Below are 24,150 nucleotides of genomic sequence, written 5' to 3'. Positions count from 1 at the left end.
GCGGAAGTAGTTCAGTGGTAGAATACAACCTTGCCAAGGTTGGGGTCGCGGGTTCGAATCCCGTCTTCCGCTCCAATAAAATTTAATATGGCGGCATAGCCAAGTGGTAAGGCAGAGGTCTGCAAAACCTTTATCACCGGTTCAAATCCGGTTGCCGCCTTTTCTTTTGTGCCGATGTGGCGGAATTGGCAGACGCGCACGACTCAAAATCGTGTTCCTTCGGGAGTGTCGGTTCGACCCCGACCATCGGTATCATGAACGTCGTAAAAAAACTCTATACAATTAGTATAGAGTTTTTTTGTGTTTTCTTTTCATTACATGACAAAATAAGCACAAAAAGTGTACGGTGAGTAAACTGCGAAACATTAAAAGGATAAAAACAAACATTCAATTTTATCCTTTTAATTGCGGTATTCTATAATATGCCCTTCGAGCACTCTAGAGAGAATTTCTCCACCCGGGTGACATGAAGTTAAATCCGACACCACCAGTAGATATTAGTACATGATCAGCTGTTAATTTCGTAATTTCTAAAAACTTCTTTTCAAACTTTTCTCTGTTGTATTTGTACATAGTTGAGTGGCACGACCACATGTGCGTTGAAGTACTCAACCAGTCCCCTAATTCCTTCAATTTAGGAAACGCCTCAAATTGGATTGGTTCATCTCATTTCATGAATCTTACTTGATAGATAGTTGGGTTTAACTTTTCTCCTATTCCTTTAAAAGCATGTGATTTTTTTCATTTGAATGTGTCATAATTCTCCCTTCATCTTTTCTTCAAATTTTTCCCTGTTTTTATTATACAACAATAGAAAGTAATTATAGGAATATTATGGAAATAGGTATCAGCAATATAAAAAGACTCTAACAGAAATGTTAGAGTCTTTTTTGTTAAATTATATTATGTGATGCTAAAATTCGTAATAAACTTAGGAATTCATGTATAATATAACTTGTCGAAAGAACAAAATGATAGTGATTTATATTATGTCTGTAATATGAATCAAAAATGAACTTTTTATATTTCTTTTAAAAATGTGTTGAACACACATTATATTTCATATTAATATTTTTATGTAGATTTAAAACGAGAAAGAGAGTGGAAAGTATGGGCCGTAAATGGAACAATATTAAAGACAAAAAAGCATCAAAAGATGCAAATACAAGCCGTATATACGCGAAATTTGGACGTGAAATTTATGTGGCGGCAAAACAAGGCGAGCCAGATCCAGAATCAAACCAAGCGCTTAGAGTCGTATTAGAACGTGCGAAAACATACAATGTACCAAGAACAATTATTGATCGTGCAGTTGAAAAAGCAAAAGGCGGTTCAGAGGAAAATTATGACGAGCTTCGTTATGAAGGATTTGGACCAAATGGAGCCATGGTTATTGTAGATACACTTACAAATAACGTAAACCGTACTGCAGCAGATGTACGAGCTGCATTTAGCAAAAACAGTGGTAACATGGGTGTAAACGGTTCTGTAGCTTACATGTTTGATGCGACAGCTGTTATCGGCCTTGAAGGTAAAACATCAGATGAAGTTCTTGAAATTTTAATGGAAGCAGATGTAGATGCACGTGACATTCTAGAAGAAGAAGATGCTGTTATCGTGTATGCTGAACCAGATCAATTCCATTCAGTACAATCTGCACTTAAAGGTGCTGGTGTTGAAGAATTTACAGTTGCAGAATTAACAATGCTTGCACAAAGTGATGTTACACTTCCTGAAGATGCTCAAGTACAATTTGAGAAAATGGTTGATGCATTAGAAGATTTAGAAGATGTACAACAAGTTTACCACAACGTAGACTTAGGAGAGTAATACGATGAAAGCCCCTTTTCGTTTAACGAATAGGGGCTTTTTTTATGAAGTTAATTAAGGTGATGAATTATTAAAGGTATTTTGGTGTAGATAGGGAATATGCTTATAGGGATATATGAAATAACCATTATTTCTAGGAGGCTTAGTATGGAACATAAGACACCAAAGCATATAGTTGCCGTAGCAGGTTATTTAACAAATGAGAAAAATGAAGTGTTATTAACAAAGGTACACTGGCGAGCTGATACGTGGGAAATGCCAGGAGGACAGGTAGAAGAAGGAGAAGCACTCGATCAAGCTGTCTGTAGGGAAATAAAAGAGGAAACAGGGTTAACGGTGAAGCCTATCGGAATTACCGGGGTTTATTATAATGCCTCTATGCACATTCTAGCTGTTGTTTTTAAAGTAGCATATGTGAGTGGCGAAATAAAAATTCAACCTGAAGAAATACAAGAGGCTAAATTTGTTGATTTAAATGAAGAGAACATAGATGAGTATATAACTCGTCCTCATATGAAATCCAGAACGCTTGATGCAATGAGAGCAACACATTGTATTCCGTATGAAACGTGGGAAGTACAGCCATATAATTTAATAGGAAGATTGTAAAGAAAAGAGTAGCTGATTTGAGATACATTCAAATCACTACTCTTTTTTGTATACTGTTTAAGAAAAAGGTCAAAATAATAATAGTGTTAGTATTGATTTATAGAACGTTTGTTCCGTATAATGTATATGTTATATACATTAAGATTACTAGATACTCAAAAGTACATATATTTGTAGATGATATAATTAAAGTATAAAGTGAAAATATAATAGCCTTAAGGCTTACTCTGTTATTGGTTATTCGTGATTGAATATAATCTATAATCTATATTCAATATTTCAGATGAATAGTAGATAAAAAAGGTCTGTGATACAATACTTTTTTACCCTGCTATTTGCCGGGAACGTGATTGGTGAGGGCTGATTAAAGTTTCACTTTATACCTTACAATGATGTAAGGTACGTGTAAGAGAAATCGATGGGATATTTTTTTACAACAATGTATTCTTAAAGTAAGAGTTATATGCTGTGTGGAAAAGAGGTGTTCAAGATGAAAGAACGAGTATTATCTAGGGTGAACTATCATCAAAAAGTTGCATTAAATCCAATGACTAAACTTTTTTATAAAGCCATTATATTATTATTATTGTTAAGTTGTACGTTATTATTCATTGGAAATGTAATGATTGAGAAAAGTGACATTAGTAAATTACATGTACCGGCTAATTTAGAGGTGCCAGAATCATTAACACATGCATTTATTGCGACAGAAGATAAAAGATTTTATCATCATAACGGTTTAGATTATATAGCAATTATTAGGGCCTCTGTTGAGAATATAAAGGCTGGTGGTGTCGTGCAAGGAGGAAGCACGATTACACAGCAGCTATCTAAAAATGCTTTTTTAACTAATGAGCGTACATTTTCTCGTAAGTGGAAAGAGATTTTTTATACGAAAAAAATTGACCGCACATTTACGAAGGATGAAATTTTAAAATTATATGTAAGTAACATTTATTATGGTGAAGGAGCATGGGGAATTGAAAAAGCAGCAAACCTTTACTTCGGTAAAAAGGTGAACCAATTAACGTTGGCGGAAAGTGCAATGATGGCTGCTGTAGTAAAAGCACCTGCTTATTACTCACCTGCCCAAAATTATGATAAAGCAGTAGAGAGACGAAATGTTGTGTTGAGACTAATGGAGAAAGAAGGCTATATAAGCCATGATGAGTATGTTCAAGCAGTTAGTGAGAAATTAGTAATTCGTCATGATATAAAAATAGAGCAGTCGATGTTAAATAGTGCGCGTAAAAAAGCAGTAAGTTAAGAGAAGTTTCTACAGAGGAGCTTCTTTTTTTGAATAAATTGTGACAAATTGTGACACAATATCGTCACAATTATTGTGTTTTTGTAATTTATGTGAGCGTGTTCATTGCGTGACGTATATAAGTGTTGATATTATGTGTATTGTGTACAATGCTGTATACAGAATATGAATTTAAAGAGGAATGTATATGAAATCAAATAAACTCATGGCTCTTGGTATAGTTTTTTCTATCGCAGTATTGATTGTAATTGGAACAATTGCGTATAGCATCATAAATGACAAAAAAGATAAAGGGAATGAGATGTTTGCTTATTCCACGCAACAATCTTTAGGGAAAGATGATGCTCCAGTTAAGGTAGTTGAATTTGGAGACTTTAAATGTCCTGCTTGTCGTACTTGGGATGTAACAGTATTACCTCGATTAAAAGAAGAGTATATTGATAAAGGCAAAGTGCAGTTATATTTTATTAACTTCCCATTTATCGGAAAAGACTCGGATTTAGGTGCAGCAGCTGGTGAAGCAATTTATAAACAAGATAAAGATTCATTCTGGATTTTCTATGATGAGATTTATCAAAATCAAAAGAAAGATACGGAAGAATGGATTACAGAAGATTTGCTTCTTAGCATTGTGAAAGAGAAACTTCCAAAAGTTGATGTAGAGCAATTTAAGAAAGATTTACACAGTAAAGAAATTACAGAAAAAGTACGTAAAGATTCAGATCGTGCTCAAAAATTAAAAGTTCAAGGTGCTCCTTCAGTATATGTAAACGGAAATCTTGCAAACCCTGATTTCGATAGTATGAAGAAGGCCATTGATAAAGAATTGAAAAAGTGATGAGGTCTCTCATCACTTTTTCGACTTTTTTCGATAAAATTCTTGCCTCTATTTTTTTAACATGCTATACTACTTTACATAAGTTATTCTAATATCTTATATGTAATTCATATTTGCGGGTGTAGTTTAGTGGTAAAACAAGAGCCTTCCAAGCTCTGGTCGAGAGTTCGATTCTCTTCACCCGCTCCAAATTTTATTAAATGTTTTTCTATAAATTGTGATCAACGCAGTGTTTCGTTTCCGAGATAAACGAGGCATTGCGTTTTTTAATGTTTGAAAAATATAATTACATGCGAAAATAGAAGTAAATAATAGTATTCCAAAAGTGAATTACTAACCAATAAAGTCGTTACATAAGGGATGATAGATTCATCTGAGGAGGCGATTAAGAGTGGATTTTGAACAATTAAAGCAAGATGTAATTGCGTATAGTAAAACAATTGGCATAGATAAAATAGGCTTTGCGAGTGCTTCTCCTTTTGAGGAATTAAAGCAGCGCTTAATCCAGCAACAACAATTAAATTATCAATCTGGATTTGAAGAGCCTGATATAGAGAAGAGAACGAATCCGCAACTTTTATTACCGGGTGCTAAATCAATTATTGCGATTGCTTTAGCATATCCTTCAAAATTAAAAAATGCACCATTAAGTAAGCGTGGAGAACGCCGTGGAATTTTTTGCCGTGCTTCTTGGGGACAAGATTATCATCTTGTTTTACGAGATCGTTTGCAAAAATTAGAAGCATATTTAATTGAAAAACTTCCAGATATAGAAGTGAAGTCCATGGTTGATACAGGTGAATTAAGTGATCGAGCTGTATCAGAGCGTGCAGGCATTGGCTGGAGTGGGAAAAACTGTGCTATTATTACACCTGAATTCGGTTCGTACGTATACTTAGGGGAAATGATTACAAATGTTCCATTCCCGCCAGATAAGCCGATAGAAGATCAATGCGGGGGCTGTACGAAATGTATCGATATTTGTCCTACAGGTGCTTTAATACAGGGGGGACAGTTAGATTCGAAGAAGTGTATTGCGTTTTTAACACAGACGAAAGGATTCCTACCTGAAGAATATCGCGATAAAATAGGAAATCGTATATATGGATGTGATACGTGTCAGACTGTTTGCCCGAAAAACAAAGGAATGGATTTTCATAATCATCCTGAGATGGAGCCGGATCCTGAGCTAGTTAAACCATTATTAACGCCACTTTTAACAATTAGTAATCGTGATTTTAAAGAGAAATATGGGATTATGTCAGGGTCATGGAGAGGGAAAAAGCCACTGCAAAGAAATGCGATTTTAGCATTAGCACATTTTAAAGAAGCATCGGCAATTCCTGATTTAATTGGTGTTATGAAAGATGACCCAAGACCGGTATTGCGCGGAACGGCAGCATGGGCACTTGGGAAAATTGGGGGAGATGGAGTAGGCGAAGCGATTGAGAAAGCGATGGAACGTGAGAAAGATGAAGAAGTACTTCATGAAATGAATCGCGGGCTTGAATTGTTAGCACAGAAAAAAGAGTAGATAATATTTCCCTTTTTCATATTGTAATATGGGAGGGAAACGAAATGGCTGTAAAAATGAATATTGAAAAGCAAGTACAACAGTTTTTAGCATATATCACAGAGAAACGAACAGACGTGGATGGTATTGCTGAGGATTTACTACAAATGGCACAGAGAAAGAAACAATTGTTTCAAAGGCGTAGTGCACATATAGTGAAAGCAATTGCGGATGTTTCTTTCATTAGACAATTAAATAGTAATGACCATCAAGAAATTGATTATCAAATACATTTTAAATATTTAATTAAGCATAAAGAATTATTTTATATTGAAGAGGAACAATTAAAACGAAGAGTTTGTTTAAATAATAGTCGGATTATAGGCGATTATGATATTGAAGTGTCAGAAGAAATTAGAATGGGTGAGACATTAGAAAGGGAAATTACGAAAGAGAAGTACGGTTCTTATCAGTATAATCGTTTAGAGGCAGTGAAATATGCAGAGCGTTGGTGGGATGACCGAAATCCTATGTATCGTAATTTCCCTGATAATTGTACGAATTTCATTTCTCAATGTCTTCATACTGGAGAAGTACCTATGAACGGATATCCTAATATTCGTAAAGGATGGTGGCAAAGGGAGAATCAGTGGAGTTGGAGCTGGGCTGTTGCACATTCTTTTTATTGGTATTTGTCAGGTGCTACAACAGGACTTCGAGCAGAGGCGGTAGAGAGGCCAGAAGAACTTATTCTTGGAGATGTAATTGCTTATGATTTCGAGGATGACGGAAGATGGAATCATACGACGATTGTAGTAGCAAAAGATGCAGATGGTATGCCGCTTGTAAATGCACATTCAGCGAATAGTCGTCGACGTTATTGGAACTATGAAGACTCTAGTAAATATACACCACAAATGAAATATAAATTCTTTCATATTATTAATGGGTAGAGATTTTTCGCTCAAGTGGTATAATACGTAGTAGACAAAAAACAGAGGTGAATATCGCGTGGGAGTACATGTTGTTTTATATCAGCCAGAAATTCCAGCAAATACAGGAAATATTGCTCGTACTTGTGCAGCAACTGGAACAGAATTACATTTGATTAGACCGCTTGGATTTTCAACGGATGATAAAATGTTAAAGCGTGCCGGATTAGATTATTGGCAGCACGTGAAAATTACGTATTATGATTCAATTGAAGAATTTTATGAAAAAAATAAAGATGGTGAATTCTTCTATTTAACGAAGTATGGCGAGAAAGCTCATACAGCGTTTGACTATAGCAAGCGCGAGAAGGATTACTATTTTGTATTTGGAAGAGAAACAAACGGCTTACCAGCTAATGTAATCGAAGAAAACTTTGATCATTGTTTACGTATTCCAATGACAGATAAAGTACGTTCATTAAATTTATCTAATACAGCAGCAATTTTAATTTATGAAGCATTCCGTCAACAAAATTATCCTGGATTAGATTTAGAAATCGTTTATTAAAAGTCGCCATATGGCGACTTTTTTTTATAAAATAAAAATAATATGTGATCATACGTTTAAAAGAGAGGACATAATCATATAGAATGGGATATATGATTAAAAATAGATAAGACGGGTTGAGATAAATATGAAGGAAGAATATAGTAATCAAAATACCTTTTTAAGTATGATAGATATGGATTTAATTAGACAAGGGTTATTACATGCTATTCAAGATTTAGTATTTATATTGAAAGTTATTGATGATGAAACGTTTAAATATATGTATGTGAATAAAATAGGAATGGATTATGCTAGGTTAAGCGAAGAGTGCTATGGAAAAACTTTTGCAGAAGTATTACCAAAAGATATAGCGGGGATATTGCAAAGGCAATATGAAAAAGTAGTGAGAGAAGCGAAAGCACACACTTTTTGTGATGTAGTCAAATTACCAAAAGGTGAGATACATTATGAATCTTCACTTAATCCTGTCTGCGATGAAGAAGGAATATGTCAATTTGTTATTTGTATTACAAGAGATATTACAGCTCAAATTGAGGAGAAGACAGAGATAGAGGAAAAACAAATGTTATTTAAGTCATTACTGGAATATAATAATGACTCAATTATATCTATAGATTCTATAGGGAGAGTTACATATGCAAATCCGGCAACGTATGAAATATTTGGATACCGGTATGAGGAATTAAATAATAAACTTATTTTTGAATTTATTAATAAAGAATATGAAAAAGATTTTCAAATTATATTTAAGGGATCGATGCAAGGAAAAGCAAAACAAATTGTTTCAAAGAAATATGTTCATAAAGAAGGGTACGAGCTATATATTTCTTTGAGAACTATCCCGATTATTGTGAACGGTGAAATTGTTGGAGTGTATATTGTTACGAGAGATGTTACAAGGCAAGTATTAAACGAAATGCGAACAGAATATTTAGCTTACTATGACCAGTTAACGGGATTAATGAATAGAATTTCATGTGCAAATAAGTTAAATACTTTTTTAAATGAGAGTATAAATTTTGCGCTTGTATTTATAGATTTAGATGAGTTTCATCGTATTAATGATACATTTGGTCATAAAGAGGGAGATAAAGTATTACAAAAAGTTACAGAATGTTTAAGCAATCTAAAAATAGAAGGTATGCACTTATTTAGAGAACACGATGATCAATTTGTTATGTTAATAGAAAATATAACGAAAGAATGTGTAGAGGAAGTTGCAAAAAGCATACTGAAAAATATTAGTGAATATTTTGTAATCGAAGAAGAAGATGTATATTTAAGTGCGTCAATTGGAATTGTAATGGCTCCAGCAGATGGAGAAGATGAAAAAATACTATTTCAGAGGGTCGATGCTGCTTTAGAAAAAGCAAAAGAAAAAGGAAAAGGACATTATCATTTTTATTGTAGTGGATTAGACTGTGAGCGTGAACAAAGGTTTATAATAGAAAACCAGTTACATCGTGCTATAGAAAAAAATGAATTTTTCTTATATTATCAGCCACAAATTAATATTGAGACGAAAAAAATAGCTAGTATGGAAGCTTTAATAAGGTGGGAGAATAAGGAATTAGGATTTGTTTCTCCAAACCAATTTATTCCGTTGGCAGAAAGAACAGGATTTATTATTAAGCTCGATGAATGGGTAGTAAATCAAGTGTGTCAGCAACTGCGCGAATGGTTAAATAAAGGATATGAAGTGGTCCCAATCGCAGTTAATATTTCAGCTAGACACTTTCGCTCTATTACATTAATAGAGATGATTACACGGGCTTTAAATAAGTACAATGTACCAGCTCATTTATTAGCGATAGAGGTTACAGAAGGAGCTCTTATACATAAAGATATATCGAAGAGAGTGTTACTACAATTAAAAGAACAAAATTTAAAGATTCATTTAGATGATTTTGGAACAGGCTATTCATCTTTAAGTTACTTAAAAACATATCCAATTGATACTTTAAAAATTGATCGTTCTTTTATGGAAGGTATACATATAGATGAACGTGATACGAATATTACAGCTGCAATTATTCATTTAGCTCATACTTTAGAATTGAATGTAATTGCAGAGGGAGTAGAAAAAAAGGAGCAAATACAGTTTTTGAAAGAAAAGAATGTGAAGCTTGTACAAGGTTATTATTATAGCCGACCACTATCCAAATATGATATGGAAAATATGTATTATAAATAATGCATAAAAAATGATGTGCTAAAAGCACATCATTTTTTATGTGTACCTGGTTTGTCATTGTAACCGGATGTAAAAATAGCTGTAAGAAATGTGAGTGATACACCTAAAATTAATAATAATTTCATACTAATATCCTCCTTACTTTTTTCGGTTCACGAGTTTTATTTATTACCCAAAATGTATGTAAGGTTCTTAGAAGAAAAGAATTTATTTATAATGAATAGCAGTGTAAAAACGTTAATACCTATATTATACAGAATTTTCTTTGAATTTTGGAGAGAATTTTAGCGTGCTATTATATATTTCGTTTTGATTTAAAGAATGTTTAAGGACATCCTAGCATACCTTTTATAATAATCCGATTGAACAAGGAGATGGGGGAGGAGCTATAATGGATATTCTAAAAAAGATTGAACAGCATCGAGCAGCAGAAGAACGTTTACAATGGGAAGGTACGTTTGCGGAGTATTTGGAGCTTGTGAAAGAAAGACCATGGGTGGCTCAAACAGCACACTCTCGCATTTACAATATGATAAAAGATGCCGGAATTGAAGAAGTTGATGGTAGAAGAAAGTATAACTTCTTTAGTAATCAGCTCTTTGGATTAGAGGATGCTCTAGAACGTCTTGTAGAGGAATATTTTCATCCATCTGCAAAACGATTAGATGTTAGAAAAAGAATTTTATTATTAATGGGCCCTGTTAGTGGAGGGAAATCAACGTTAGTTACGATGTTGAAAAGAGGATTAGAAACATATTCAAGAACAGATCGCGGAGCAATTTTTGCAATTAAAGGATGCCCAATGCATGAGGATCCACTGCATTTAATTCCACATCATTTACGAGATGATTTCTTTGATGAGTATGGAGTTAGAATTGAAGGGAATTTATCACCACTAAATGTCATGCGTTTAGAGCAAGAATACGGATCAAGAATTGAGGATGTAGTTGTAGAGCGTATTTTCTTCTCTGAAGATCGCCGTACAGGGATTGGTACATTTAGCCCGTCTGATCCAAAATCACAGGATATTGCAGATTTAACAGGTAGTCTGGACTTTTCTACGATTGCAGAATATGGTTCAGAATCAGATCCGCGTGCGTATCGATTTGATGGAGAATTAAATAAGGCAAACCGAGGAATGATGGAGTTCCAAGAGATGTTAAAATGCGATGAGAAGTTTTTATGGCACTTATTATCGCTTACGCAAGAAGGGAATTTCAAAGCGGGAAGATTTGCGCTTATTTCAGCAGATGAATTAATTGTAGCACATACGAATGAAACAGAGTATCGCTCATTTATAGCAAATAAGAAAAATGAAGCATTACACTCAAGAATTATTGTAATGCCAGTTCCTTATAATTTACGAGTAAGTGAAGAAGAACATATTTATGAAAAAATGATTCGTGAAAGTGATGTGTCGAATGTTCACATTGCACCACATACACTTCGCGTTGCAGCAATGTTCACTATTTTAACTCGTTTAAAAGATCCGAAGCGTCCGGATATTGATTTAATTAAAAAGATGCGTTTGTATGATGGAGAAACGGTAGAAGGTTATAATGCGATTGATGTAGAAGAATTACAACGCGAATATCAAGATGAAGGTATGAAGGGTATTGATCCTCGTTATGTCATAAACCGAATTTCGTCTACAATCATTCGAAAAGAGGTACCATCTATTAACGCGTTAGATGTACTTAGATCTTTAAAAGATGGGCTGGATCAGCATCCATCGATTAGTAATGAAGACCGTGAACGTTATATGAATTTCATCTCATTAGCGAGAAAAGAATACGATGAAATCGCGAAGAAAGAAGTACAAAAAGCGTTTGTTTATTCATATGAAGAATCAGCTAAGACGCTTATGGATAATTACTTAGATAACGTCGAGGCGTACTGCAATAAATCGAAATTACGTGATCCGTTAACAGGGGAAGAAATGAGTCCAGATGAAAAATTAATGCGCTCAATTGAAGAGCAAATTGGAATTTCAGAAAATGCTAAGAAAGCATTCCGTGAAGAGATTTTAATTCGCATTTCTGCTTATGCCCGTAAAGGAAAACGCTTTGATTATAATTCACATGAACGTCTTCGTGAAGCGATTCAGAAAAAACTATTTGCTGATTTAAAAGATATAGTGAAAATTACAACATCAACGAAAACACCGGACGAAAATCAGCTTAAGAAAATCAATGATGTTGTTGCGCGTTTAATTGATGAGCATGGCTATAATTCTTCTTCAGCAAATGAATTACTACGCTATGTAGGTAGCTTGTTAAACCGATAGTTTGATAACAAAACGCTGTCTCTTGTATTTTGCGGGACAGCGTTTTATTATCCGGTCATATGTGTGTAAAGTGTCATACCTTGTCCAAATGTAATAAATTAAGATGCAATTTCATGAATTTATTGTCAATTATTTTTACAATATGCATATGATAGAGTAACCAACCATTCATACGAAAAAAGCCAACACAATACAATATGTTGCAAAGTAAAAATGTGTGCAACAATGCATTGTGTTTCTTTCTTATCAGTGGCTGAATATTTCTTTCTATTATGTGAGTGGCAAAATTTTGTTTAGGATGCTCGGGGTATTGTATGAAAAACGTTATAAATGTTTATGGGATGATTTTCTATGGGCAGTTACCTTTCAAATATTCTAGCTTGCACATTACAGAACAAAATTTGTAGCTTGCTGTTCATACAGGAAGACAATTACAGTAAGGAGGGAAAGGAATGGGCGAAGAAAATCAACCAAATTATACGATTTCACAGGAAAACTGGTCCCTCCATCGCAAAGGATATGACGACCAACAGCGCCATCAAGAAAAAGTACAAGAGGCAATTAAGAATAATTTACCCGACCTTGTAACAGAAGAAAGTATAGTTATGTCTAATGGCAAGGATGTTGTAAAAATACCAATTCGTTCTCTAGATGAATATAAGATTAGATACAATTATGATAAAAATAAACATGTTGGGCAAGGAAACGGTGACAGCAAAGTTGGTGATGTCGTTGCGAGAGATGGATCAGGTGGTCAAAAACAAAAAGGGCCAGGAAAAGGGCAAGGAGCAGGAGATGCAGCTGGGGAAGATTACTATGAAGCTGAAGTCTCTATTTTAGAATTAGAGCAAGCGTTTTTCAGAGAGTTAGAGCTGCCTAATTTAAAGAGAAAAGAAATAGATGAAAACCGGATTGAACATGTTGAATTTAATGACATTAGAAAAACAGGATTATGGGGAAATATCGATAAGAAACGAACAATGATATCCGCATATAAACGAAATGCGATGCGTGGTAAAGCATCTTTCCATCCAATTCATCAAGAAGATTTAAAGTTCCGCACTTGGAATGAAGTATTAAAGCCAGATTCAAAGGCTGTTGTCTTAGCGATGATGGATACGAGTGGATCGATGGGAATGTGGGAGAAGTATATGGCACGTAGCTTCTTTTTCTGGATGACAAGATTTTTACGCACAAAGTATGAAACAGTTGATATTGAATTTATTGCTCATCATACAGAAGCGAAAGTCGTTACAGAAGAAGAGTTCTTTTCAAAAGGAGAAAGTGGTGGAACAATCTGCTCCTCCGTATACAAAAAAGCACTCGAGCTAATCGATAATAAATATTCACCAGATCGCTATAATATTTATCCATTCCATTTTTCAGATGGTGATAATTTAACATCAGATAATGCTAGATGTGTAAAGCTTGTGGAAGAATTAATGAAGAAATGTAATATGTTTGGATATGGGGAAGTGAACCAGTATAAATAGCCAAGATATACACAAAATAAAAATTATCAATAAACGAGAAATCATTATCTCTCGTTTATTGATAATTTTTTAATATAAAATGTAATCAGGATGATCTTCAGTTGCATGAAATTTATTAATTTTATTTTTTGAATCCAAATTAAGATTGCTGCTATCTAATGAGTTGAAATATATCATCATTAATCCTGTAATACATAAAAAAGATAAAATTTTATTCATAACTTTTTATTCCCCCATATTTTTTCTGTGTTGAATTGATTGATAGTAGAATTCACTTGCTTTCTTATAAATCTTCTTTTTCTTGTAGGTAGAACCAAGAAGTTCATAATATAGTGCTAGATTCTTGTAATCCTTTTTTTTGGAAAAATATGCAATAGCCTCTTCTAAAAGTTCAATAGCATCATTATCATTTTGTAGTGGCAACTGTATTTCTAATACCTTTAATTTATAGAATATCTTTTTGTTATTATTCCGTATAGACTTCTGAATTGCGTCTTTAATGTAAAGTTCACATTCTTTTCTTTCATTTAGCAAAAATAAAGATTTTACAATATAATATTCAGTATCTGAATAATCGGCATGATTTTTAGATTTATAAAGTAGAGAATTTTTGAAGAAGACTAAAGCTTTTTCAAATTGGCCTTTTTTATAATTTACAAACCCTAGATTATGTAGTATTTTCCCTGTTTTTCTAACATCTAAAATGTAATTTTTAGCTATAGGCAATATATTCTTATAGATTTGTTCAGCTTTTTCATATTTTTTTATTCTAGTATAATTAATTCCTAATATTAATTGGCAATCAATAACTTTCATATAATTCGCAGAATCATTATATGTTTTTATAGCCTTTTCAATATAGTAGATTGCTTCAGAAATATTATATAAATGACTGTATGTTAGTCCTAAATAATAATATAACTTTGGGCTTTCTCTATTTGTAGATTCATAAATTTTAAGGACAATCAGAAAACTATCTAATCCTTCGATGAAACAGTTATTTAAACAATGATAGATACCTTGTGAAAGGTTAAAAGATATGATCTCTTTTTCTGTGAGATCTTTTTTTATTATTTCTAACTTTTCAATAATTTCTTGCGCAGCATTTAAATTTTTTAGAGATAGATAGTATTTTAAACAATAGAGATTATACCTAATGAATAGTTGAGGATGATTGTTTATTTTTTGATCATATACACTAAGTTGACTAAATAAGGTTTCTGAATCAGCTATATTTTGTGTGTTTAATAAATGAGACCAGTCATCTAATAAACTATTTATTTCTTCATTCAAATTATCTTCAAATTCGATACCTAATCTTTGAAGTAATAACTGAATAATTTCATCGTTAGCTTCTATCTTATTATTTTCAATTTTACTTATGTAGGGTATAGAACATATTCCGCTAGATAATTCTTTCTGTGACATCTGCTTTTTTAATCTATTGTATTTAATGATTCCTCCATAATTCAACTGAAAATGCCTCCTTTCTAAAAATATAATACAATATTTATCAGAATATGTAAAATGTTGAGAAAAAAAGATGCTTATATAGGGATAGAAACTTGTTTTTTCTCAATATACAATTTCGGAATAATCAGATAAAATAAGGTTATAAAAATAAAAGGTGATGCTTAGTGAAGGATATAAATCTAAATTTTACCCAATCAATTAATAATATTTTACCTATCTACTGTAATGATACTAATGAAACAAATATCTCTACCTGTTTGTTTAGGGGATTGTATAAAATCAGTAATAATGGACTGCAAAGAGATCTTGTTGAAAAAGATTATGTTAGTCATGATTTTACAAGTTGGAATTTCTATCTGAAGAATGTATATTGGTCTGATGGAACAATACTTAAACCTTCTGATTTTTATCATACTTGGCTGTATGTGTTAAAGAATAAATTGCCTAATAGTTATATGCTTTTTTACATCCAGGGAGCTAAGGAGTTGTACGAAGGCAAAGCTGACGATTTACCTGGCGTAATTTATAATGATTCAATTAATCGCTTGAATATAAAGCTTACAAATAGCATACCTCATTTTAGAGAAGTTATATGTCATATTTCATATGTACCTGTGCATAGCAGTATCTTTTATGGTGAAAACAAACAAGAAAATTATTATAAACAAACTAACATTATTACAAATAATGGATATCTTGTAGAGAATTGGGATGATGAATATTTAACATTGATATCTAATAATAAGGGGAATTTATTTAGGAAGATTAAATACACGTTTTCTAAAGATTATAATATTATTTTAGAAAGATTAAAAAATAATCTGTTAGATATTCATGATGGAGGTCCAGCTGGAGAAGAACTTTTGAGAGAGAATTTAAAAAGATATCTAAAAATATATCCTTTTTTAAGTACTTTCTTTTTATTTATTAATACAAATAGTTCTATTATGAAGAATAAATTAGTAAGGAGAGAATTGTCTTCATTGTTATCTCGCGAAATATTAGTGAGTGGAGATGAAAAGAAAATAACTAAGTTTTTAATTCCAGAGAGTTTAATTAAATGGTCGAGAAGTGATATTAGTGAGGTTAAAATATGTAAGCTTGAAAAGTTTGTTAAAGGGAAGAAGATAAAATTATTATGTAACAATGAGTTAGCGTACGTCGAAATGTTCAGAAAAATAAAAGCGATATTGAAAGATAGGCTTAATTGTGAAGTGGAACTAATAGTATGTGAATGGGATGAGTTTTTGGAAAAATTAGATAAATATGATTTTGATATAGCGAGAGGGGGATGGGTTGCAGATTATCAGCATATGCATTCTTTCCTTGAAATACTAACTACGTCTAATCCGACAAATTATACAAAATGGAGTAATTCTTTATATGATAACTTAATTGAAAGAGTTAGAAAAGAATCAGATGAAGAGAAGAAGAATAAAATTTATAGGAATTTAGAAGATATATTAATAGATGAAATGCCAATTATTCCTATATATGAGCATAATTTAAGGCAATTAATATCCGATAGGATAGAGGAAATCTTTATTTCTTCTACCGGTATGATTGATTATAGAAGTATAAAAATAAGTGAAAGATAACTATCGTTTTATTTTATATTAAATACCCTTAATAAGATATCTAGATACATAAAAGGAGGTGAATAAAATGAAAAAGATTCCTGTAAGAAAACTAGAAACAGTTACAGTCCCACAATTACGTCCAGGTACTTAATAAAGTATCTAGATACATAAAAGGAGGTGAATAAAATGAAAAAGATTCCTGTAAGAAAACTAGAAACAGTTACAGTCCCGCAATTACGCCCAGGTACTTAATAAAAAATATCTTATCAGGAGAATAAACTCTTCTGATAAGATATTTTCTTTACTATTCTAATTTATAGGAGGATATTATGAAATTAAAAGTAAAAGATATACACCCTGTAATATTTTTAGAAAATAATAAAATACAAATAGGTGATGAGCCAGGCTATAGTAGTGAAATTATTGATGAAGAAGGGGTTTTTAGAGATTTTTTAGAATTATTAAATGGAAAAAATTCTCTTGAGTACATTATGAAAAAGTTAAAGGTAAAGTATCCTGAAATTGATATGGAGTATATATGTGAAATTGTTAGTAGTTTAAATGAAAATGGGCATCTAGAAGTTGAATCCGATTATAATAAAAATGATAGTCAAAATAGATACTTAAGTAATCTGAATTATTTTCTTAATTATTCTAAAATTGATAATTCACCTCGGAAATTTCAGGAACAAGTACATAATCTAAAAGTGTGTATCATTGGTTTAGGTGGATTAGGAAGTAATCTATTATTACAGTTAGCTGGTTTGGGAGTAAAAAATATTTTTGTCATTGAACCTGATACAGTAGAAAATAAGAATCTGAATCGTCAATTTTTATACAGGTTAGAGGATGTTGGGCAAAATAAATTAGATTCAGCAATTAAGAATATCAAGGCATTTAATAAGGACATAGATATTCAAGGAGTATCTATGAAAATTAATGGTGTAAATGATTTAATAGAAAATGTTCCAACAGATGTAGATTTATTAGTGTGTGCGGCGGATACTCCTATTCTCAAAATTCTTTTATGGTGTAATCAATTTTCTCAAATCAGAAATATTCCCTTTTTAGGAGGTGGACTAGGTTGTACACAAGGACATTTTTTTACTAGTATCCCAGGAGAGACACCATGTTTAGAATGCTTTTATCATAAGTTAGTGGAAAATGAAAATTTTAAAAAAAATATTAAATCTATAATGGAATTTGATAATAAGAATGCTGCCATTGGACCATACATTAATATGATTGCCAATTGCGTGTGTTCAGAAATATTAAACTCCTGTATAGGGTTACCTCTAAAGTCTGCGGGGAGAAGAGTGTTTGTTGATTTTTTAAATTTCAATTTCACCTTTGAAGAATTATGGGAAAAGCAAGATACGTGTATCTGTAATGAAAAAGTAACATTACCAATACCTACTGTACTTGATAATCTGGAGACCTCTGTATGAGAGAAATTAGGATGAATTTTGATAATAATTTTGGCTTTGGAGTGTTGGATCCAGCGTTTTCAATAGACACATCAACTTCTAATGTACTACATAATCTGTATGAGGGATTGACAAAATTTGATGATAAACATTTAGTTTTAGGAATGGCTAAGAGTATAAAATTTGTTGAGAAAGAAAAGAAATATATTATAGGGTTAGGGGATTATAAGTGGTCTGATGGAGTATATATTCAACCCGATGATTTTATTAAAGCGTGGAAGAGAGTTATTGAATCAGATTCTCCATACTATCATTATTTTAAAGTGATTAAAGGGGTAGAGCAATTTCTAAAAAAAGAAATTGATTTAAATGAAATAGGATTATCTGCTGAAAAAAATAATATTATTATTACGTTAGAATATAACTGTCCATATTTTACTACGTTGTTAGCTTCTACGCCATTCTTACCTACTCCTAGTCATTTTAATGGTAGACCTGGAAGTATCACAAATGGTAAGTATAAAATGATTTATGCCGATAATAATAAAATCTCTCTGCATCCAATTGATAAAGAAAAGGCTCCAATAACAATTGGATGCAATGGTGATGAAGAATGGATTCAAAGAGAATTTGATAATGATAAATTACATTTGAGTGATGGAATACCATCGGAAAGTTTTGAAAGATACTTGAGTGAAGGAAAAGTTTATTTTTACCCAGAATTCGGAACATTTTTTCTACAGTTCAATTGTAAAAATGGAATATTTTCTATTACAGAAAATAGAAAATGCTTCCTAAATCACATTGATATTCAAAAAATAGCTCAGGTCTCTAAGCAAAGTGCTGAACCAGCTAAATCATTTGTACCATGGCATTTATTTAATATTAAAGTAGATGAGAATTACTTTTGTGATAATAATTTGAAATTGAATACTGAAAAGCAAACAGTTATTTTTCTAGTAAATAACATTGAGCAATATGTTAGAATGGCTGAGAAATTGAAGGAAGATATAGAAAGGAATACTAATTGGAGTGTAATTATAGAGAAATATGAATGGGCAGAATTTCTGGAAAAGTTAAGAGAAGGTGAGTTTGATATAGCTTTCAATGGATGGATAGCTGACTTTTTAGATCCAATATCGATGTTGAATATATATACATTAGATTCTGAATATAACTTTTCTCAATACCATAATCTAAGTTATGACGAATTATTAAAAGAATCTGAATTTATTTCGGGTAAGAAAAGAAACGAAGTTCTTATTAAAGCAGAACAAATTCTTCTGAATGATATCCCTCTTATCCCTATATATCATTATAGAATACCTTTGTTAAAACAAAGTATTATAGAAGAGCTGAATATATCTCCTCTTGGAATATTTGATTTTAGCTCCATTAAGGTAAAGAAGGAAGTGATTAGTAATGAATGAAAAAAACAAAATAAGAGAAAATTCTGATGTGCATTTTCATGATTTAGTAATAAAATTATACAATGATCAGGAAGATGAATATATTGTAGGAAGAAAAGATACAGGGACATATATTAATGTGCCGAAGATAGCTGTCGATGCAATAAATTTTTTAAATGCTAAGCTTAGTATTACAGAAGCTCAGAGAGAGATTTTTGACATATATAAAGAAAAAGTTGATTTAATTGAATTTTTAGAAGAGTGTGCGGAATTAGGCTTTATTAAGCAAATAGACAAAAAAATTTTAGAGACAAAAGATAATAATATAAAAAGTCAATTTTCCTGGCTTAAGTCAAAATATGCAAGAGGTTTATTTAATCGATATGCGTGGTCTTTTTATGGAGTATTAACGATTTATTGGATATCGCTCTTTATTTTGGTACCTAGTTCTTTTCCTAAAATATTTGATTTTATTTTCCATGACTCGTTAACTATAGTGGTAATTCTGGGCCTTTTTAGTATGTGGGGGTTAATATTTATTCATGAGATGGGACACCTTATAGCTGCTCGAGCAAATGGAATAGAAGCATCAATACGCTTTGGGCGTAAACAAATTTACCTGGTAATTGAAACAGTTATTCCTAATATATGGTCTCTTTCTAAGAGACAGAAAAATGAAATTTTCATAGCTGGTTTAGCGTTTAACAGTATAATGCTTAGTATAGGTGTATCTTTGGTTGTAGGGAATGATTTAGGGATCTTAGAAATAAATAATGGTTTTTATAATTTTTTGAGATTTGTTAATATTATAAATTTCTGGAGTTTTATAACGCAACCTTTAATTTTTACTAAGTCAGATTTGTATTATGTCCTCAATAATAATTGGAGCTGTACAGATATTCATTCCAGCACAGCACTTTACCTTAAACAAAGAATAGGTTTTAGAAAACTAGATGAAAATCAGAAAGAACAATGGTCGGTTTTATCACTACATGAGAAGTCTTACATAAGAAAATATATTCCTATTTATATCACTGGAGTTGTATTCTCCATAGTAGTATCAATTTTATACTTATATTTTAGTACAGTATATGTTATGGGATCAGTAATGGATATGGTTAGTTTATCAATTTTTTCTATGAAATTTTGGGATGAATTTTTCTCAAGTGCGTATCTAATTACGCCTATAATTTGGCTGGGAATCTATTTAATAATTGATTACGCAAAAAAGATTAGTGTAATGCAAAAAAGTGTAGTTAAGTAAAAGGAAAGGGTTACAAATAAATGGAACCATTAATGGATGTTAAAGAGTTAAATAAAAAATGGTACTTCAACAGAAATTTTTTGTATCTTTGGATTGGTAGTGTAACCTCTTTATTAGGGTATAGGTTGTATATGGTTATAATGTCATGGTTTGTAATTGAAATTTTTGGTTCTTCAAAAGTTCTTGGAATGCTCTTTTTATTTTGGGCTATACCAAATATGTTATTTATGCTATTAGGAGGAATTTTATCAGATAGAATTAGCAAAGTATCTTTAATGTTTTATTCAGATATAGTTAGATCCATTACATTACTAGCATTATTTGTTTTAAATTATTTCGAAGTAACAAACTTATGGTGGTTATTTGTTATTTCATTTTTATTTGGTACTAGTAATGCTATATTTGCACCAGCTAGAGATGCATTAGTTCCTCAATTAATTGAAAAAGAGGATATACAAAAAGCAAATTCTTATAGAGAGATTTCAAATCAAATAGCCTTTATATTGGGCCCATTACTAGGAGCGTTGTCTGTTAGTTTATTAGGAGTAAAGTCTGCTTTTATTATTCCAGCAATGGTATTGTTAATTTCGAGTATATTAATAAAGATGATAAATTATAAAAATAAAATTTATCAAGGAGAAAAGGAATTGAATTCTATTAAGAACGTATTGAAGCAGGGTTTTTTCCATATCAAGGATAACAAACCTATTTTGTTCCTTTTCTTCTCGATGGCAATTTTTAATTTGGGTTATTTTGGTCCTTTGACTATCGGTCTTCCGTATATTACCAATAAAGTTATGAATGTTGGAATAGGAGCGTTCACTTTTTTGGAAGTTTCAATAGCATTTGGAATGATTATTGGATCTGTGATATGTTCAAAAGTAAAATTTCAAAATATAGGGATGACTATTTTTTTATCTACTATTATAGTTGGGATTTTATTTGGGGTAATAGGTATTATTAAATCTATTTGGATTATTGCTCTAATATTAGCTATTGTGGGTGGATTAGTAACTATTATTAATATTCTTTTATATTCAACAGTTCAAAAATCGTTTGATAATAGTATTTTAGGGACAATAATCGGGTTTCTTAATTTTGTAGTAGTAGGATTAGATCCTATAACATTTGTTATTTCTGGTTGGGCTTTTGATTATATTCAAGCTTATCTTGTATTTTTAATAGGAGGAGGATTGTTAGTATTTACAGGAATGGTAGGATTATGTAATAAATCATTCAAACAAATTTAGTAAGAAGGAGCGGTCAATTTGTTTTGTATTAGAACAACTAGTATTCAAGAATGGGAAGATGTTTTTCAAAATTTAAAAAAAAGAGAAATGACTAAATTATTCTTTCCCTTATTGGATCCTACAGGTTATAATCTAAAGATTTTAGATAAATGGGAAGAAATAAAAATTATAGAGTATAAAGAATTTAAGGAAATGATAGAATTCCCTATTTTAGCAGAAGAAATAGCTTCTGCTAATTGTTTATATGAAATACAATCCCAAATAGATATTTTATTTGTTAAAGAGGGATGTTTAACATCTAAACATACCGAATTTTTGTTAGAATATTTTAATGTAAAAGATTTTATAGTTTACAAAAATTTAGATTTTGTAAAAAACTATATAGATGAAAGTTTAGATAGAACTTTTATTATCGCCTCTTCCTTGGAAAATCTAAATACAATTTCTGATATTAACAAATTGATTTTCACTGAAGATTCTTTGAAAAGTGTAGGGCTTCTTTTTATTCCAAATTTTGAACAACTTACTTGGCTGACATTGAAGACTTTACTTAGTATGCGGAGAACAAAAGTAGAAACTGTGAATAATGTAATTTGTTTGCCTGGTTATAGCAAAAAGGTTAAGAATAACAGAGATAGTACTAAGATATTGACGTCAGAGACGGAAATGCTAAAAGAAGTAGTAAATTTGACAAAAGATAATTTCTTGAATTCGTTTTATATTTCTACACATGGTACAGAAGACTGTGTACTCATGAGTGATAGTATTATTTGCGGAAAATCTAAGAAGTATGCCAATAATGAATTAGATTGTGATATAAATGGTAATTGTCCAATTCATAAAAAAGGAATGCTAGCGGCTGATATTTCTTCTGAATTAATTGTTAATAGTACTTGTTTTGGTTATAGACCTATTCAATCCTTATTACCGTCTAATATTTCATTGAGCACAACATTCCTGGAAAATTTTGCATCTGTATATATTAGTTCAGTAGGTATAAAACATGGTCCTGAAGCAGAAATTTGCTTTTTGTATAATTTAATTAATAATGGGTCAACAGTGGGGGAAGCAGTTTTCATTCTTAATAAGTGGTTGTCGCAAACTTCTTTTGATTTTCCATGTTATCAAGTTATTGGAAACCCTACATTGAGGTTTAAAGATCCAATAGAAAAAAAAATAGAAGAATATTATTTCGAAGTCGAGAAATGCGATGAGGAATCTTATGAAATAGTAATAAGTAACGTACGAGAGAACTCTTTAGTTTGTATTGATATAACAAATTTGAGTAAGAATATAAAGGGTTATTTAGAAAATACAAGTACCCTACCTTTATACTATTCAATTGTTGAATTTGATAAGAAAAGATTTTTATATATTTATTCATGGGGAATGTTTGCAAGGGATTATATTAAAATTAAATTACATTTCAAAGATATTTCGCCTGAAGACCATTCGGATAAAATAAAAAAATTGAATGAAGGGCTACAAAAAATAATATTAGGGAATAAGTTAGAAAATGAAACTGCTGCGTTAAATAATTTAATAGATGCTATGGCTAAGCACTTTAGAAACATTGAGTTTGATTCTAGTAGTTATTTGAAAATTAAACAATTAGCTGAAAAATACGTATTTAGTAAAAAAAATATTGAGGAACAAATGATTAAAAAGCTAATGAAGAAAGCTGCGACTGATATAAGTATTTTTTTACCGGAAATATACGTTAACAAGACTACTATAAAACAAAAGGAGATTAATAAACCTTTTTGTTTTATTTGTAATAATATCTCTACTGAATATTTATTTAGTCATGCTGCCACTAAAGAGGGGAGACTCTTAGTGTATTGCCCAAGATGTGGATGCATAAACGATTCACCAGAGCTGCCTAAAATTGAAGTGAATATATTAGGTGAACAAAAATTCCCTAATAAGGGTAGTTATCAACAAACACTATTAATAAAAAATAAGACATCAGAAAAGATAGATGGTTATTGTGGCCTAACACAAATGAGCGCAAGTGATAAAATTAAAGTAGATAAAGATTATGTTGCGTTTAATTTAGACCCATACCAAGAAAGTTATTTCACGTTTAATTATCAGATTATTGGGGATATCAAGCCGCATATTTATTATTTTAAAGCATTAGCAGTAAGTGATTTGGAGATTTATTATGGTAATAAACCGATTTATTTTCATAAGTCTTAAGAAATTTTAAG

16 protein-coding genes, 4 tRNA genes and 2 pseudogenes are annotated in these 24,150 nt (G+C 31.4%); 20 read left to right on the top strand and 2 right to left on the bottom strand.

Annotated elements, in window-relative coordinates:
* The 3 genes from AC1Q51_RS23520 (at position 1) to AC1Q51_RS23510 (ending at position 252) form a co-directional block, all read left to right on the top strand.
* A tRNA-Gly gene (locus AC1Q51_RS23520) sits at positions 1-75 on the top strand.
* A gap of 14 nt (positions 76-89) precedes the next feature.
* A tRNA-Cys gene (locus AC1Q51_RS23515) sits at positions 90-160 on the top strand.
* 10 nt (positions 161-170) lie between these two features.
* Positions 171-252, top strand: a tRNA-Leu gene (locus tag AC1Q51_RS23510).
* Positions 253-438: 186 nt separating this feature from the next.
* Here AC1Q51_RS23510 and AC1Q51_RS23505 read toward each other — a convergent pair.
* Positions 439-758 (bottom strand): annotated as a pseudogene (locus AC1Q51_RS23505) (DUF3884 family protein).
* Positions 759-1,110: 352 nt separating this feature from the next.
* On the opposite strand from AC1Q51_RS23505, the gene AC1Q51_RS23500 reads away from it, so the two are divergent.
* The 11 genes and pseudogenes from AC1Q51_RS23500 to yhbH form a co-directional block, all read left to right on the top strand.
* Positions 1,111-1,830, top strand: coding sequence for a YebC/PmpR family DNA-binding transcriptional regulator (locus AC1Q51_RS23500; protein WP_000532949.1), 720 nt, complete (start codon positions 1,111-1,113; stop codon positions 1,828-1,830).
* 147 nt (positions 1,831-1,977) lie between these two features.
* Positions 1,978-2,439, top strand: coding sequence for an NUDIX hydrolase (locus tag AC1Q51_RS23495; RefSeq protein WP_000400463.1), 462 nt, complete (start codon positions 1,978-1,980; stop codon positions 2,437-2,439).
* 490 nt (positions 2,440-2,929) lie between these two features.
* A complete protein-coding gene (locus AC1Q51_RS23490) occupies positions 2,930-3,706 on the top strand; it encodes a transglycosylase domain-containing protein (protein ID WP_492331771.1) in 777 nt (258 codons plus the stop codon).
* Between the two features lie 187 nt (positions 3,707-3,893).
* Positions 3,894-4,544: a DsbA family protein gene (locus AC1Q51_RS23485; RefSeq protein WP_000841308.1), complete on the top strand. Its 651-nt coding sequence runs from the start codon at positions 3,894-3,896 to the stop codon at positions 4,542-4,544.
* A 115-nt stretch (positions 4,545-4,659) separates the two neighbouring features.
* Positions 4,660-4,733, top strand: a tRNA-Gly gene (locus AC1Q51_RS23480).
* Between the two features lie 202 nt (positions 4,734-4,935).
* Positions 4,936-6,078, top strand: a complete 1,143-nt coding sequence (queG, locus tag AC1Q51_RS23475; RefSeq protein ID WP_000345209.1) for a tRNA epoxyqueuosine(34) reductase QueG — start codon at positions 4,936-4,938, stop codon at positions 6,076-6,078.
* Positions 6,079-6,122: 44 nt separating this feature from the next.
* Positions 6,123-7,010 carry an amidase domain-containing protein gene (locus AC1Q51_RS23470; RefSeq protein WP_000279322.1) on the top strand — a complete coding sequence of 296 codons (888 nt, stop codon included), beginning with the start codon at positions 6,123-6,125 and terminating at the stop codon, positions 7,008-7,010.
* 58 nt (positions 7,011-7,068) lie between these two features.
* Entirely contained in the window at positions 7,069-7,557 is a 489-nt protein-coding gene (gene trmL / locus AC1Q51_RS23465) for a tRNA (uridine(34)/cytosine(34)/5-carboxymethylaminomethyluridine(34)-2'-O)-methyltransferase TrmL (protein WP_000538147.1), read from the top strand.
* A gap of 127 nt (positions 7,558-7,684) precedes the next feature.
* On the top strand, positions 7,685-9,754 hold the full coding sequence (locus tag AC1Q51_RS23460) for a sensor domain-containing protein (protein ID WP_492331770.1): 2,070 nt from the start codon (positions 7,685-7,687) through the stop codon (positions 9,752-9,754).
* Positions 9,755-10,145: 391 nt separating this feature from the next.
* Positions 10,146-12,041 carry a PrkA family serine protein kinase gene (locus tag AC1Q51_RS23455; RefSeq protein ID WP_000353273.1) on the top strand — a complete coding sequence of 632 codons (1,896 nt, stop codon included), beginning with the start codon at positions 10,146-10,148 and terminating at the stop codon, positions 12,039-12,041.
* Positions 12,042-12,493: 452 nt separating this feature from the next.
* Positions 12,494-13,528, top strand: a pseudogene (gene yhbH / locus AC1Q51_RS23450) (sporulation protein YhbH); the annotation flags it as partial.
* A gap of 231 nt (positions 13,529-13,759) precedes the next feature.
* Here yhbH and AC1Q51_RS23445 read toward each other — a convergent pair.
* Positions 13,760-15,007, bottom strand: coding sequence for a helix-turn-helix domain-containing protein (locus AC1Q51_RS23445; protein WP_492331769.1), 1,248 nt, complete (start codon positions 15,005-15,007; stop codon positions 13,760-13,762).
* 164 nt (positions 15,008-15,171) lie between these two features.
* On the opposite strand from AC1Q51_RS23445, the gene AC1Q51_RS23440 reads away from it, so the two are divergent.
* The 6 genes from AC1Q51_RS23440 to AC1Q51_RS23415 all read left to right on the top strand — a co-directional run bounded on the left by AC1Q51_RS23440 (position 15,172) and on the right by AC1Q51_RS23415 (position 24,139).
* Positions 15,172-16,605 carry an ABC transporter substrate-binding protein gene (locus tag AC1Q51_RS23440; RefSeq protein WP_492331768.1) on the top strand — a complete coding sequence of 478 codons (1,434 nt, stop codon included), beginning with the start codon at positions 15,172-15,174 and terminating at the stop codon, positions 16,603-16,605.
* A gap of 311 nt (positions 16,606-16,916) precedes the next feature.
* On the top strand, positions 16,917-18,035 hold the full coding sequence (locus AC1Q51_RS23435; protein ID WP_492331767.1) for a ThiF family adenylyltransferase: 1,119 nt from the start codon (positions 16,917-16,919) through the stop codon (positions 18,033-18,035).
* Positions 18,032-19,444 (top strand): ABC transporter substrate-binding protein, encoded by a 1,413-nt coding sequence (locus AC1Q51_RS23430; protein ID WP_492331766.1) that lies wholly within the window; start codon positions 18,032-18,034, stop codon positions 19,442-19,444. The genes AC1Q51_RS23435 and AC1Q51_RS23430 overlap by 4 nt, the downstream gene beginning before the upstream one ends.
* Entirely contained in the window at positions 19,437-20,687 is a 1,251-nt protein-coding gene (locus AC1Q51_RS23425; protein ID WP_492331765.1) for a zinc metalloprotease, read from the top strand. Before AC1Q51_RS23430 ends, AC1Q51_RS23425 begins: the two co-directional genes overlap by 8 nt.
* Before the next feature lie 20 nt (positions 20,688-20,707).
* A complete protein-coding gene (locus AC1Q51_RS23420; RefSeq protein WP_492331764.1) occupies positions 20,708-21,937 on the top strand; it encodes an MFS transporter in 1,230 nt (409 codons plus the stop codon).
* 18 nt (positions 21,938-21,955) lie between these two features.
* Positions 21,956-24,139: a hypothetical protein gene (locus AC1Q51_RS23415; protein WP_492331763.1), complete on the top strand. Its 2,184-nt coding sequence runs from the start codon at positions 21,956-21,958 to the stop codon at positions 24,137-24,139.
* Positions 24,140-24,150: the final 11 nt, after the last annotated feature.

The organism is Bacillus sp. MT94 (assembly GCF_058792475.1).
The sequence above is the reverse complement of the archived record's forward strand: the minus strand, read 5'-3'. Positions and strand labels throughout refer to the sequence as shown.